10 protein-coding genes and 1 pseudogene are annotated in these 12,793 nt (G+C 61.2%); 7 read left to right on the top strand and 4 right to left on the bottom strand.

The window, feature by feature from the left end:
• Positions 1-362: 362 nt before the first annotated feature.
• On the bottom strand, positions 363-1,544 hold the full coding sequence (hmpA, locus tag J4E42_RS20795) for an NO-inducible flavohemoprotein (protein ID WP_207286063.1): 1,182 nt from the start codon (positions 1,542-1,544) through the stop codon (positions 363-365).
• 156 nt (positions 1,545-1,700) lie between these two features.
• On the opposite strand from hmpA, the gene norR reads away from it, so the two are divergent.
• From norR to J4E42_RS20820, 5 genes are all read left to right on the top strand, one after another.
• Entirely contained in the window at positions 1,701-3,251 is a 1,551-nt protein-coding gene (gene norR / locus J4E42_RS20800) for a nitric oxide reductase transcriptional regulator NorR (protein ID WP_207286064.1), read from the top strand.
• A gap of 222 nt (positions 3,252-3,473) precedes the next feature.
• Positions 3,474-4,376, top strand: coding sequence for a chemotaxis protein CheV (locus tag J4E42_RS20805; RefSeq protein ID WP_008026621.1), 903 nt, complete (start codon positions 3,474-3,476; stop codon positions 4,374-4,376).
• Positions 4,377-4,401: 25 nt separating this feature from the next.
• A complete protein-coding gene (locus J4E42_RS20810; protein ID WP_207286065.1) occupies positions 4,402-4,860 on the top strand; it encodes an N-acetyltransferase in 459 nt (152 codons plus the stop codon).
• A 144-nt stretch (positions 4,861-5,004) separates the two neighbouring features.
• The gene (locus J4E42_RS20815; RefSeq protein ID WP_008037309.1) at positions 5,005-5,331 is read left to right on the top strand and encodes a hypothetical protein; all 327 of its coding nucleotides are present in this window, start codon (positions 5,005-5,007) and stop codon (positions 5,329-5,331) included.
• An 83-nt stretch (positions 5,332-5,414) separates the two neighbouring features.
• Positions 5,415-6,164 (top strand): YkgJ family cysteine cluster protein, encoded by a 750-nt coding sequence (locus tag J4E42_RS20820; RefSeq protein WP_207286066.1) that lies wholly within the window; start codon positions 5,415-5,417, stop codon positions 6,162-6,164.
• On the opposite strand, the gene J4E42_RS20825 is transcribed toward J4E42_RS20820, so the two are convergent.
• The 3 genes and pseudogenes from J4E42_RS20825 to J4E42_RS20830 all read right to left on the bottom strand — a co-directional run bounded on the left by J4E42_RS20825 (position 6,161) and on the right by J4E42_RS20830 (position 8,158).
• Positions 6,161-7,204, bottom strand: a complete 1,044-nt coding sequence (locus tag J4E42_RS20825) for a methyl-accepting chemotaxis protein (RefSeq protein ID WP_404943255.1) — start codon at positions 7,202-7,204, stop codon at positions 6,161-6,163. The genes J4E42_RS20820 and J4E42_RS20825 overlap by 4 nt on opposite strands.
• Before the next feature lie 258 nt (positions 7,205-7,462).
• Positions 7,463-7,744, bottom strand: a pseudogene (locus J4E42_RS29755) (PAS domain-containing protein); the annotation flags it as partial.
• Positions 7,745-7,900: 156 nt separating this feature from the next.
• Positions 7,901-8,158: a hypothetical protein gene (locus J4E42_RS20830; protein WP_008026610.1), complete on the bottom strand. Its 258-nt coding sequence runs from the start codon at positions 8,156-8,158 to the stop codon at positions 7,901-7,903.
• Between the two features lie 373 nt (positions 8,159-8,531).
• On the opposite strand from J4E42_RS20830, the gene J4E42_RS20835 reads away from it, so the two are divergent.
• Both J4E42_RS20835 and J4E42_RS20840 read left to right on the top strand, forming a co-directional pair.
• Complete coding sequence (locus J4E42_RS20835; protein WP_207286068.1) at positions 8,532-9,692, top strand: efflux RND transporter periplasmic adaptor subunit; 1,161 nt, start codon at positions 8,532-8,534, stop codon at positions 9,690-9,692.
• Positions 9,689-12,790, top strand: coding sequence for a multidrug efflux RND transporter permease subunit (locus J4E42_RS20840; protein ID WP_207286069.1), 3,102 nt, complete (start codon positions 9,689-9,691; stop codon positions 12,788-12,790). Before J4E42_RS20835 ends, J4E42_RS20840 begins: the two co-directional genes overlap by 4 nt.
• Positions 12,791-12,793: the final 3 nt, after the last annotated feature.

Consider the following 12,793-nt stretch of genomic DNA (forward strand, 5'->3'; position numbering starts at 1 on the left):
ATCGCCGGCAAGCCAGCTCCTACAAGGTTCTGCGCAAACCACACGATGTTGAGCCCCCCCCAAAAACCTGTAGGAGCCAGCTTGCTGGCGATGGCGATTTTGAAGACACCATCGCCGGCAAGCCGGCTCCTACAAGGTTCTGCGCAAACCACACGATGTTGAGCCCCCCCAAAAACCTGTAGGAGCCAGCTTGCTGGCGATAGCGATCTTGAAGACGCCATCGCCGGCAAGCCAGCTCCTACAAGGTTCTGCGCCAGTCACACAACTCTGATGCGTCCCCAAATCTGTAGGAGCCGGCTTGCTGGCGAAAGCGATCTTGAGGACGCCTTCGCAGGCAAGCCTTGCTCCTACGGGTTTTGTGTTTATTCCAACGCCGAAGCCGGGCCGAAGAACTCGTAGCGGCTTTGCTTCTCCGGTACACCCAAGGCTTTCAGGTGACGCTTCACCGCCGCCATGAAGCCTTTAGGCCCCAGGAAGTACGCATCCAGATCGCGTTGTTGCGGCAACCACTCACCCAGTTGCTCCTGACTCAACAACCCGACCTTGTGCGCCGCCGGGCTCACGCCGTCATCTTCGTCGTAGCAGTAGAAACGCTTGAGTTGCGGGTGACGCTCAGCCAATCCATCAATCCAGTCACGGAACGCGTGAACGCTGCCATTGCGTGCGCAGTGGATAAAATGCACCGGCCGCTTGGTTTCCAGTGCCGCTTCGAGCATGGCCAGGGTCGGGGTAATACCAACGCCGCCGCTGATCAGCACCAACGGTTTATCGCTGTCGCTCAGGGTGAATTCGCCCGATGGCGGGAACAGCTGAATGCTGGCGCCTACGTGCAGTTGATCATGCAAATGGTTCGAGGCACGGCCACCGTGTTCACGCTTGACGCTGATGCGGTACTGGCCTTTGTTCGCCAGGGCTGACAGCGAATAGTTACGACGAATCTCTTCGCCATCGAGGATCAGTTTCATGCCGATGTACTGGCCGGGTTCAGCCGCGAGGATCGGACCTTTGTCTGCCGGTTCGAAGTAGAACGAGATGATTTCCGCGCTTTCCTCGACCTTGGCCGCAACGATGAACTCCCGCGCACCGCGCCAGCCGCCCGGGGCCTGTTCTTTCTGGTCGTAGATGCTGGTTTCAGCGCCGATCAGGATTTCGGCCAGTTGACCGTACGCCGCGCCCCAGGCACTCATCACTTCCGGCGTGGCAATCTCTTCACCCAACACTTCGGAAATCGCACGCAACAGGCAGGTGCCGACAATCGGGTAGTGTTCCGGGAGAATTTGCAGCGCCACGTGCTTGTTGATGATTTTGGCCACCAGGTCGCCCAATTGGTCGAGCTGATCGATGTGGCGCGCATACATCAACACGCCGTTGGCCAGGGCGCGAGGTTGATCACCGGTGGCCTGGTGCGCCTGGTTGAACAGCGGGCGGACTTCCGGGTATTCGGAGAGCATCATGCGGTAAAAATGCGTGATCAATGCTTCGCCGCCGCTTTCCAGCAACGGTACAGTGGATTTGACGATTGCACGGTCTTGAACGCTAAGCATAAGGTGACTCCTGAACGACTTGGTTTTCTAACTGACTGCCCTATGCTTATCAGTTTCCGTGCCAGTTATTTAATCGTTATAAATCAATAAGTTAAAAACATTCTGGTCATAACGACACCCCCTGCCTTATAGTCATACCGACTACATGGAGTCACTATGACTGCAAAATCCTTGCTCACCACACTGCTTCCCCTGGTCTCGGACCTGTCCCGCGAACTCCCCGAGGGCGAGCGCTATCGGCGCCTGCTCGAAGCCATGCGCGCCTTGCTTCCCTGCGACGCCGCTGCGCTGCTGCGCCTTGATGGCGAGTGGCTGGTGCCGCTGGCCGTCGACGGCTTGAGCACCGACACCCTCGGCCGACGCTTCAAGGTCAGCGAACACCCGCGCTTCGAAGCCCTGCTCAGTAGCCCCGGCCCGACCCGTTTCGCCGCCGACAGCGACATGCCCGATCCTTATGACGGACTGGTCGATGGCCTCGACGATCACCTTGAAGTCCATGACTGCATGGGTTGCCCGCTGTTTATCGACGAACGTCCGTGGGGTTTGTTGACCCTCGACGCCCTCGACCCGGAACGCTTGGAACCGATCGAACTGGACGCCCTGCAAGCCTTCGCCAGCCTTGCCGCCGCCACGGTCAATGCCGCCGAGCGCATCGAACGGCTGGCCAATCGTGTCGAAGACGAGCATCAACGCGCCGAGGTGTACCGACAGGCCAGCGGCCAGCAGAACCGCGAAATGATCGGTCAGAGCAAGGCCCACAAACGCTTGGTCGAAGAGATCAGCCTGGTCGGCGGCAGTGACCTGACCGTGTTGATCACCGGCGAAACCGGGGTCGGCAAGGAACTGGTGGCACAGGCGATTCACGCCGCCTCGCCCCGGGCCGACAAGCCGATCATCAGCCTCAACTGCGCCGCGCTGCCGGATACGCTGGTGGAAAGCGAACTGTTCGGCCATGTGCGCGGCGCCTTCACCGGGGCAACCAGCGACCGTCGCGGCAAATTCGAACTGGCCAATGGCGGCACGCTGTTTCTCGATGAAGTCGGCGAACTGTCGCTGACGGTGCAGGCCAAATTGCTGCGCGTGCTGCAAAGCGGTCAATTGCAGCGACTGGGTTCGGACAAGGAACATCAAGTCGATGTGCGACTCATCGCCGCGACCAATCGCGACCTGGCCGAAGAAGTGCGCAGTGGCCGTTATCGTGCCGACTTCTACCACCGGTTGAGCGTTTACCCGCTATTGGTGCCGGCCCTGCGGGATCGCGGGCGGGATGTGTTGCTGCTCAGCGGCTTCTTCCTGGAGCAGAACCGTTCGCGCATGGGCCTCAACAGCTTGCGCCTGAACAGCGATGCCCAGGCGTCGCTGCTCGCGTATGACTGGCCAGGTAACGTGCGAGAGCTGGAGCACTTGATTGGGCGCAGCGCGTTGAAAGCGCTGGGTAACTGCAGGGAACGGCCGAAGATTCTCAGCTTGAGTGCGGCGGATCTGGATTTACCCAGCGGCAGCGTTGAGGTAACGCCCGAGTCGCCGACCGCGACTCCAGTGACGCTGGTGTCAGGGGATTTGCGCGAGGCGACTGAAAGTTATCAGCGGCAATTGATCAGCGCGTGCCTGGATCGGCACCACAATAACTGGGCGAGCGCGGCGCGTGAGCTAGGCTTGGATCGGGCGAATCTCGGAAGAATGGCCAAAAGACTGGGCATGAAGTGAGCGCTTTTGTAGGAGCCGGCTTGCTGGCGATGGCATCACCGCGGTTTGTCTGACGGACCGCAGCGATGCCATCGCCAGCAAGCCGGCTCCTACAGGTGGGGACAGCATTTTCCTGTACATCGGCATTTAGCCTAAAGCCTGCCCCCATCAAGTCGATAACCCGGCATCGATAGCTTTTGGCGACTTCCATTCGCCCATCACCTTTTTCCACAGAAGGTTTTTATGTCCTCCACCAAAGCCCGCGCAGATTCACTTTCGCTTCTGCTGTTTACCTTGCGCAGCGGCAAGTTGATGGCGATCAACCTGCTCAAGGTCAGTGAAATCATCCCCTGCCCGCCGCTGACCAAGCTGCCGGAGTCGCATCCTCACGTCAAAGGCATCGCCACCCTGCGCGGCGCGTCGTTGTCAGTGATCGACCTGAGCCGTGCGATCGGCGAGCGGCCGCTGGAAGACCCGAACGGCGGCTGCCTGATCGTCACCGACGTCAGCCGCTCCAAACAGGGCCTGCACGTTCAGGCGGTGAGCAAGATCGTCCACTGCCTGACCACCGACATCCGTCCTCCGCCCTTCGGCTCCGGCGGTGTGCGCTCGTACATCACTGGCGTGACCTCGGTCGACGGTACGCTGGTGCAGGTGCTGGACATCGAAAAGGTCATCCACGGCATCGCCCCGGCGCAGATCGAAACGGCCCCGACCGAACTGAGCATGGAAGACGCGGAAGTACTCGGCAACGCACGCATTCTGGTGGTCGACGACAGCCAGGTGGCCCTGCAGCAATCGGTGCACACCCTGCGCAACCTCGGCCTGCAATGCCATACCGCGCGCAGTGCCAAGGAAGCCATCGATTGCCTGCTGGACCTGCAAGGCACCGCCCAGCAGATCAACCTGATTGTTTCAGACATCGAAATGTCAGAGATGGACGGCTACGCCTTCACCCGCACCCTGCGCGAAACCCCGGATTTTGCGCACCTGTATGTACTGCTGCACACCTCGCTGGACAGCGCGATGAACAGCGAAAAAGCGCGTCTGGCCGGCGCCAACGCGGTGCTGACCAAGTTCTCTTCGCCGGACCTGACCAAGTGCCTGATCGAAGCGGCCAAGGCGGTCGCCGAACAAGGTCACTGAGTTGGCCGAGGCTTTTTGTTTTCTGATGCGGCGCAATCTGGCGGAGGTTGTGCCCGCAATCACCTGGCCCCAGGGCATTGTCCTGCACGAATATCGTCCAGAACTGGCAGAAGCCGTTCATCGTTTGATGGAGCTGGGTTATCTGGACGGTGGCGGTCGCGTGCCGGCATTGGATATCTGGCAACAGCGGTTTGAGACTGACCCTGAATACGATCCCTCCCTGTGCTTCATTGCGCAGGATGCCGACGGTATCGTGGGTGTATGCCAGTGCTGGACCAGCGCCTACATCAAGAATCTGGTTGTGCACCCGCGAGCCCAGGGTCGGGGTTTGGGCCGGGCGTTGTTGTTGAATGCATTCCACGTGTTTCAGCAGCGTCGCGAAGGTTTTGTGGATTTGAAGGTATTGGAAGACAACCTTCGGGCGCAGCGGTTGTATGAAAGTGCCGGGATGACTGTGGTCCGCCGGGAGCCGGTTCCGGCCTGATACATCGCCTTCGCGGGCAAGCCTCGCTCCTACATTGTGATCACCGTACCTGTAGGAGCGAGGCTTGCCCGCGAAAGGGCCGACACATTCAACCTCATCCCATCAGGCATACTCGCCCCACCCATGCCCAAGGATGCCTGACCCATGAAAGCCACCACCCTCACCTTCCTCTGCCTCACCGCCCTCGCCACCCAAACCCACGCCTCCAGCCCAGACGCCTGGGCCGCTTTCGACAAAGCCATGCTCGCCAGTTGCATCAAGGCCAGCGGCCTGACGGACGCTTCCCCCGTCGGCAAAGCCGCACAGTTCGATGACCGTGTCGACTACACCGCCGTGCTCCTGCAAGGCCGCTACCCGCAAAAACACATGAAAGGCCAGCAAGGCACCGAGCTGTGCCTCTACAACAAAAAAAGCAAAACCGCCTACGTGACCGAATGGGACTCCATCCGCCTACCCGCCAAATCCCGGTAAATGGCGCATAACTTGCTTCGTCGCTGACTTCTGCGGTGGCATTCTGTCGCCATTTCGGGCCCTGACAAGCGACTGATCCTTCGATGAATACAACGTTTTCCTGCGTAGGTTGCGGCAAATGCTGCAATGACCATCACGTCCCCCTGACCCTGGCCGAAGCCCGGATGTGGGCGGCCGACGGCGGTCAGGTGATCGTGCTGGTGGAAGGCTTCCTCGGTAATGGCCTCGGCCTGCCGATGCAGCAACGCGAACATGCCGAGCGCCGCTCGGTGGTGGTTCAAAGCGGCGACTGCGAGGCCTACGTGGCCATCACGTTTGCGGCGTACAACGTCGGTCCCTGCCGGAATCTTGACGAAGACAACCTCTGCCGCATCTACGAACGCCGGCCGCTGGTGTGCCGCATCTATCCGATGGAAATCAATCCGCACATCCCCCTCAACCCGGCGATCAAGGAATGCCCGCCGGAATCGTGGGAAAAAGGCCCGGATCTGATCATTGGCGGTGAATTGGTCGATCACGAGCTCGCAGGACTCATCCAGCGTTCCCGTCAGGCGGATCGCGACGATATCCGCACCAAAGATGCGATTTGCGCCTCACTGGGGATTCGGACCACGGCCCTCAAGGGCGATGGATTCACTGCGTATCTGCCGGACATGAGCGCGTTCGCCACGGTCATCGATCAGGTGGCGCAACAGCCGCTGACAGGATCGGACAGTGACTGGCAGTTCCACGTATCGGGTGACGACATCGCCGGGCAAGTGCTGGCGGCGGGTGCGCACGTGGCCACCGAGGCGCCGCTCAACTATGCCTTCATTTCGTTGCGCGCGGCTTAACGGCGGGCTCGCCAAAACTCTTGCGCCAACAACCGCAAGTCCCCCGCCAGCCCCGCCACATCGGTGGAATTCGCCTGGCTTTGCTGCCCCTCACTGACCGTGACCTCGCAGGCTGAGCGAATGCTGATGATGTTGCGGTTGATGTCTTCGCTGACGCTGCTCTGCTCTTCCACCGCCGAAGCGATCTGCAGGCTCATTTGCGTGATCTGATTGACCCGCCGACTGATCGCGTCCAGCGAATCGGCGGCGCGTCGGGCCTGTTCGACGCTGTTGTCCACCTGTTCACTGCTTTGTTGCATCACCACCACCGCGTCCCGCGTGCCGTTTTGCAGGGTGCTGATCATGCGCTGAATCTCGTTGGTCGATTGCTGGGTACGCTGGGCCAGGCCACGGACTTCATCGGCCACCACCGCGAAACCGCGCCCGGCATCCCCGGCACGCGCCGCTTCGATGGCCGCGTTGAGGGCCAGCAGATTGGTTTGCTCGGCGATGCTGCGAATCACATCCAGCACACCGGTAATCTCGCTGCTGTGCCCCTCCAGTTGATGAATCACCTCGGTGGCGCGCGCCAGCTCCTCGGCCAGACGCAGCACCGCATGGCGACTTTCACTCACCAATTGATGACCTTCACGGGTTTCGTTGCCGGCCAGGTCAGCCGCCTGGGACGCCTGCTGCGCATGACCGGCAACCTCGGCCACGCTGGCAGACATCTGGTGAATCGCCGCCGCCACCTGATCGGTTTCAGCCTGCTGGGCCAGCGTGCTGTTATGACTGCCTTGCAGGTGTTCAACCAGTTCAGCCGCGTGCCCGGCCAGGCGCTGCGACGCATCGCCGATGCGCCCTACCACCGCGCCGATCTGCGCTTCGAGCATCTGGAAGGCAAACTCGATCTGGCCGAACTGATCGCGGCGACCGGTGTAAACGGCCTGGCTCAACGGGTTGTCGGCAATCTGCCGGGCGCGTTCGGTCAACGCTTTCAGCGGACGCAACATGAATCCGGTTCCGACCGCTGCCAAACCACTGCCCACGACAAACGCCAGTACGCCGAAAACGGCTGACGAAGGGTTCAGCCACGCTTCGATGCCCACCACGCAGGCCAATGTCGCGCTGAACAGCGCCGTCACCTTGAGACCCGGACCGAGCACCGGCAGCCGCTGCCACAGTGATGTACGACCACTGCGAAGCTGTGCGTAGGCTTTTTCCGCGGCTTCGATCTGCCGCACCGAGGGTTTGGTCCGGACCGACTGATACTCCACGGCTTTACCGTTCTGCGTCACCGGCGTGGCATACGCGCTCACCCAATAGTGATCGCCATTCTTGCAGCGATTTTTCACCAGCCCCATCCATGAGCGGCCGCTTTTAAGGGTCTGCCACATATGCGCGAAAGCCGCCGCCGGCATGTCCGGGTGGCGCAGCAAGTTGTGCGTCGAGCCCAGCAACTCCTCACGGCTGTAACCGCAGATGTTGATGAAGTCGTCGTTGGCGTAGGTGATCGCGCTGGTCAGATCAGTGGTCGAGAGGATATTCGCATCAGCCGCAACGTCGACATTACGGCCGGTCACCGGGAGGTTGATCTTCATGGAAAGCGCGCTCGTTGGATGGAAAGAGTCGGCAGGGCTGCTGACTCTAAGCGCACTGATTCCACAAACGTTGATCTGGCTCAGGATATGAGCACTTAGCCATCACCGCGATTGAAAACCGCGGTCGATGGCCAATGGCGGGGGGGGCGTTAAAACTCAGCGTTTACCCATCGAACGACGGGTGCCGGGAGGCGCTGCGCCGGGGGTCTTGGTGTGGCCGTTCTTGGCGCCGTTCTTGTACCAGGGCTGGCTGGCGGTTTTCGCGGCGGCCAGTTCACCCGGTTTGAACGGGAACTTGAACGCCGGGATCGCGGCTTTGGTTTCGCTGTCTGCGCTGGAGTCGACGCTGTCTGGCAGGTCTGCCTGGTCGTCGCTCAAAGCGTCGGCAACCGGCGGTTGTGTCGGGGAAGTCATGAAAGCTCCGGGTGATGCAAAAGAGTCGGGCCCGGTCAGCGAGCCGCGAAAGGCGGCAGTATACCTTCACACGATCCCTGTAGGAGCGAGCCTGCTCGCGAAAAACTGCCAAGCGGCGCATTCATTCAGACAACCCGCGTTATCGTTGACGTCCATCGTCGGAACGCCGCCCGCAGCAAGCCGGCTCCTACAGGGGTTCACCGTGCCCATTGTAGGAGCCGGCTTGCTGGCGATGAGGCCAGAACAGACAACACAAACTCCAAACTGACAGCGCCGTCAGTTAGCAGTCACCTTCCTGACCGGCGAACAGGTTTATAAAGGAAGGTATAACCCTGACAAAATTCCGTCCTCCCAGCCCCGGCGCCCCACTCGCATGCGAATTCAGAAAAAACCCGCCCTGCTCGCCGCCCTCCTGATTGTCCTGGCAGCGCTGGGCGTGTGGTACGCCACCAAACCGGCCACGGCCAGACTCGCCGCGCCCACGGCGATCCCGGTTCGAGTGGTCAACGTCGCCGAAAAAGACGTTCCTCGTTACGTCAGCGGCATCGGCTCGGTGCTGTCCCTGCACAGCGTCGTGGTACGTCCGCAGATCGACGGCATCCTCACCAGAATCCTGGTCAAGGAAGGTCAATTGGTGAACAAGGGTGATTTGCTCGCCACCATCGATGATCGCTCGATCCGTGCCAGCCTGGATCAGGCCCGCGCACAGCTCGGCGAAAGCCAGGCGCAGCTGCAAGTGGCACTGGTCAACCTCAAGCGTTACAAACTGCTGAGCGTCGACGACGGCGTATCCAAACAGACTTACGACCAGCAACAAGCGCTGGTCAACCAGCTCAAAGCCACCGCCCAAGGCAATCAGGCGTCGATTGACGCCGCTCAGGTGCAGCTTTCCTACACACATATTCGCTCCCCGGTCAGCGGTCGCGTGGGGATTCGTACGGTGGACGAAGGCAACTTCCTGCGCATGACCGACACCCAAGGCTTGTTCACGGTGACGCAGATCGACCCGATTGCCGTGGAGTTTTCCCTGCCACAGCAAATGCTGCCAACCCTGCAAGGCCTGATCAACGATCCGGAACACGCCCAGGTGAAGGCCTACATCGGTGCCGACACCGACGGCGAAACCGGCAACCTGCTGGGCGAGGGCCACCTGACCCTGATCGACAACCAGATCAACGCCAACACCGGGACCATCCGCGCCAAGGCCGAATTCAACAACCCTGGGCAGAAGCTGTGGCCGGGCCTGCTGGTAACGGTAAAAATTCAGACAGCGCTGGAAAAGGATGCGCTGGTGGTGCCGCCCACCGTCGTACAACGTGGCCTCGATCAACACTTTGTGTACCGGGTCAAGGGTGACAAGGTTGAAACCGTCCAGGTGCAGATGGTCTATCAAGGCAGCGGCCAGGACATCATCAAAGGCGTGAAACCGGGCGACGTGCTGGTCAGCGACGGTCAGTCGCGCCTCAAGCCCGGTTCGACGGTCCAGGTGCTGACTGACCCCGCGCAAATGGTGCAAACGGAGTCGAAACCATGAAGGGCCACGGCTCGGTTTCTGCGTGGTGCATCGATCATCCGGTGGCGACGATCCTGCTGACGTTTGCCCTGGTATTGCTCGGCGTCATTGCGTTCCCACGGTTGCCCATCGCGCCGCTGCCGGAAGCCGAATTCCCGACCATCCAGGTGGCCGCGCAACTGCCCGGCGCCAGTCCGGAAACCATGGCTTCCTCGGTGGCCACGCCGCTTGAAGTGCAATTCAGCGCCATTCCCGGCGTGACCCAGATGACCTCGAGCAGCGCCCTCGGCTCGACCAACCTGACCCTGCAATTCACCCTCGACAAAAGCATCGACACCGCCGCGCAGGAAGTGCAGGCCGCGATCAACACCGCCGCCGGCAAACTGCCCAAGGACATGCCGAACCTTCCGACCTGGCGCAAGGTCAACCCGGCCGACAGCCCGGTGCTGATTCTCAGCATCAACTCGACCCTGATGCCCGGCCCCGAACTCAGCGATCTGGTGGAAACCCTGCTGTCGCGTCAGATCAGCCAGATCGACGGTGTAGGCCAGATCAACATCACCGGCCAGCAACGGCCGGCGATTCGCGTTCAAGCCTCGGCAGACAAACTGGCCGCCATCGGCCTGACGCTGGCGGACATTCGTCTGGCGATCCAAAACACCAGCCTCAACCTGGCCAAAGGTGCGTTGTACGGTGAATCGAGCATCTCGACGCTGTCGACCAACGATCAGTTGTTCCACCCCGAGGAATACAGCCAACTCATCGTTTCCTACAAGGACGGTGCACCGGTTCACTTGAAAGATGTCGCCAAAGTCGTCAACGGTTCGGAAGATGCCTACGTGCAAGCCTGGGCCGGGGACAAGCCCGGGGTGAACCTGGTGATTTCCCGGCAACCGGGCGCCAACATCGTCGAGACCGTGGACCGCATTCAGGCCGCCCTGCCCGCTCTCGAAGCGATGCTGCCGGCGTCGGTGCAGGTCAAAGTGCTGGTTGACCGGACCCAGACCATCCGCGCCTCGTTGCATGAGGTGGAAGTCACCCTGCTGATCGCGATCATGCTGGTGGTGGCGGTGATGGCGCTGTTCCTGCGTCAGTGGTCGGCGACGCTGATCGTGTCGGCGGTGCTGGGTGTTTCGCTGGTCGCCAGTTTTGCCCTGATGTACGTCATGGGCTTCAGCCTGAACAACCTGACGCTGGTGGCGATCGTGGTGGCCGTGGGGTTTGTGGTCGACGATGCGATTGTCGTGGTGGAGAACATTCACCGACACCTGGAGGCCGGCGACGGCATGCGCGAGGCGGCGATCAAAGGCGCCGGCGAGATTGGTTTTACCGTGGTCTCGATCAGTTTTTCGCTGGTGGCGGCGTTCATTCCGCTGCTGTTCATGGGCGGCGTGGTCGGGCGGCTGTTCAAGGAGTTCGCCCTGACGGCCACGTCTACGATCATGATTTCAGTGGTGGTGTCGCTGACGTTGGCGCCGACCCTCGCCGCGCTGTTCATGCGTGCGCCAGTGCATCACGCCCACAGCAAAAAAACCTTTGGCGAACGCTTGCTGGCCGGCTACGAAAAGCTCCTGCGCCGTGCCCTCGCCCATCAGAAATTGATGATCGGGGTGTTCGGCATGTCCCTGGCCCTGGCCATCGCCGGCTACATCTTCATTCCGAAGGGTTTCTTCCCGGTGCAGGACACCGGTTTTGTCCTCGGCACCACCGAAGCCGCCGCCGATATTTCCTACGGCGACATGGTGAAAAAACACCTGGCGATGGCGGAAATCGTCGCGGCAGATCCAGCAGTCGCGGCGTTTTCCCACTCCGTCGGTGTGTCGGGCAGTAACCAGACCATCGCCAACGGCCGCTTCTGGATTTCCCTGAAAAAACGCAGCGAGCGCGACGTCTCGGCCAGCCAGTTCATCGACCGCATCCGTCCGCAACTGATGAAAGTCCCGGGCATCGTGCTGTACCTGCGTGCCGGCCAGGACATCAACCTCAGCTCCGGCCCGAGCCGCGCGCAGTACCAATACGTGCTCAAGAGCAACGACGGCGCGACCCTCAGCACCTGGACCCAGCGCCTGACCGAAAAACTGCGCGCCAACCCGGCGTTCCGCGACATTTCCAATGACCTGCAACTGGGCGGCAGCATCACCCACATCAGCATCGACCGCAGCGCCGCCGCGCGTTTCGGCCTGACCGCCAGCGATGTCGACGAAGCGCTGTACGATGCGTTCGGTCAGCGGCAGATCAACGAGTTCCAGACCCAGATCAACCAGTACAACGTGATCCTGGAACTGGACACCAGGCAACGCGGCAAGTCCGAAAGCCTCAACTATTTCTACCTGCGCTCGCCGCTCAGTGGGGAAATGGTGCCGCTGTCGGCGCTGGCGAAATTCGATGCGCCGACGGTTGGCCCGTTGTCGATCGCCCATGACGGGATGTTCCCGGCCGCCAACCTGTCGTTCAACCTGGCGCCCGGCGTGGCGCTTGGCGATGCGGTGATCATGCTCAACCAGGCCAAGGCCGAGATCGGCATGCCGGCCGCCATGAGCGGCAACTTCCAGGGCGCGGCCCAGGCGTTCCAGAGTTCGCTGGCCAGCCAGCCGTGGCTGATTCTGGCGGCGCTGGTGGCGGTGTACATCATTCTCGGCGTGCTCTATGAGAGCTTCGTCCACCCGTTGACCATCATCTCGACGCTGCCATCGGCGGGGCTCGGGGCGGTGATCATGCTGTGGATTTGCGGCCAGGATTTTTCGATCATGGCGCTGATCGGGCTGGTGCTGCTGATCGGCATCGTGAAGAAGAACGGCATCCTGATGATCGACTTCGCCCTCGACGCCCAACGCAACCGTGGCCTGCCGCCGGAAGAGGCGATTTTCCAGGCCTGCATCACGCGGTTCCGGCCGATCATCATGACCACCCTCGCCGCCCTGCTCGGCGCGCTGCCGCTGATGCTCGGCTACGGCACCGGCGCCGAACTGCGCCAGCCGTTGGGGATCGCGGTCGTCGGCGGCTTGCTGGTGAGCCAGGCGCTGACGCTGTTCACCACTCCGGTCATATACTTGTGGCTTGAGCGGCTTTTCCATCGGCCCAAACCCGCACCGATGCCGGTGCTGGCGACCACAGACTGAGGC

The organism is Pseudomonas sp. FW300-N2A2 (assembly GCF_017351735.1).
Classification (GTDB): domain Bacteria; phylum Pseudomonadota; class Gammaproteobacteria; order Pseudomonadales; family Pseudomonadaceae; genus Aquipseudomonas; species Aquipseudomonas migulae.

What these genes read in the sequence shown, in the direction of transcription:
- J4E42_RS20835 (WP_207286068.1), top strand. Translation starts at nt 8,532, where the DNA reads ATGCGAATTCAGAAAAAACCCGCCCTGCTCGCCGCCCTCCTGATTGTC.
- J4E42_RS20810 (WP_207286065.1), top strand. Translation starts at nt 4,402, where the DNA reads ATGCGGCGCAATCTGGCGGAGGTTGTGCCCGCAATCACCTGGCCCCAG.
- norR (WP_207286064.1), top strand. Translation starts at nt 1,701, where the DNA reads ATGACTGCAAAATCCTTGCTCACCACACTGCTTCCCCTGGTCTCGGAC.
- J4E42_RS20805 (WP_008026621.1), top strand. Translation starts at nt 3,474, where the DNA reads ATGTCCTCCACCAAAGCCCGCGCAGATTCACTTTCGCTTCTGCTGTTT.
- hmpA (WP_207286063.1), bottom strand. Translation starts at nt 1,544, where the DNA reads ATGCTTAGCGTTCAAGACCGTGCAATCGTCAAATCCACTGTACCGTTG.
- J4E42_RS20840 (WP_207286069.1), top strand. Translation starts at nt 9,689, where the DNA reads ATGAAGGGCCACGGCTCGGTTTCTGCGTGGTGCATCGATCATCCGGTG.
- J4E42_RS20830 (WP_008026610.1), bottom strand. Translation starts at nt 8,158, where the DNA reads ATGACTTCCCCGACACAACCGCCGGTTGCCGACGCTTTGAGCGACGAC.
- J4E42_RS20815 (WP_008037309.1), top strand. Translation starts at nt 5,005, where the DNA reads ATGAAAGCCACCACCCTCACCTTCCTCTGCCTCACCGCCCTCGCCACC.
- J4E42_RS20820 (WP_207286066.1), top strand. Translation starts at nt 5,415, where the DNA reads ATGAATACAACGTTTTCCTGCGTAGGTTGCGGCAAATGCTGCAATGAC.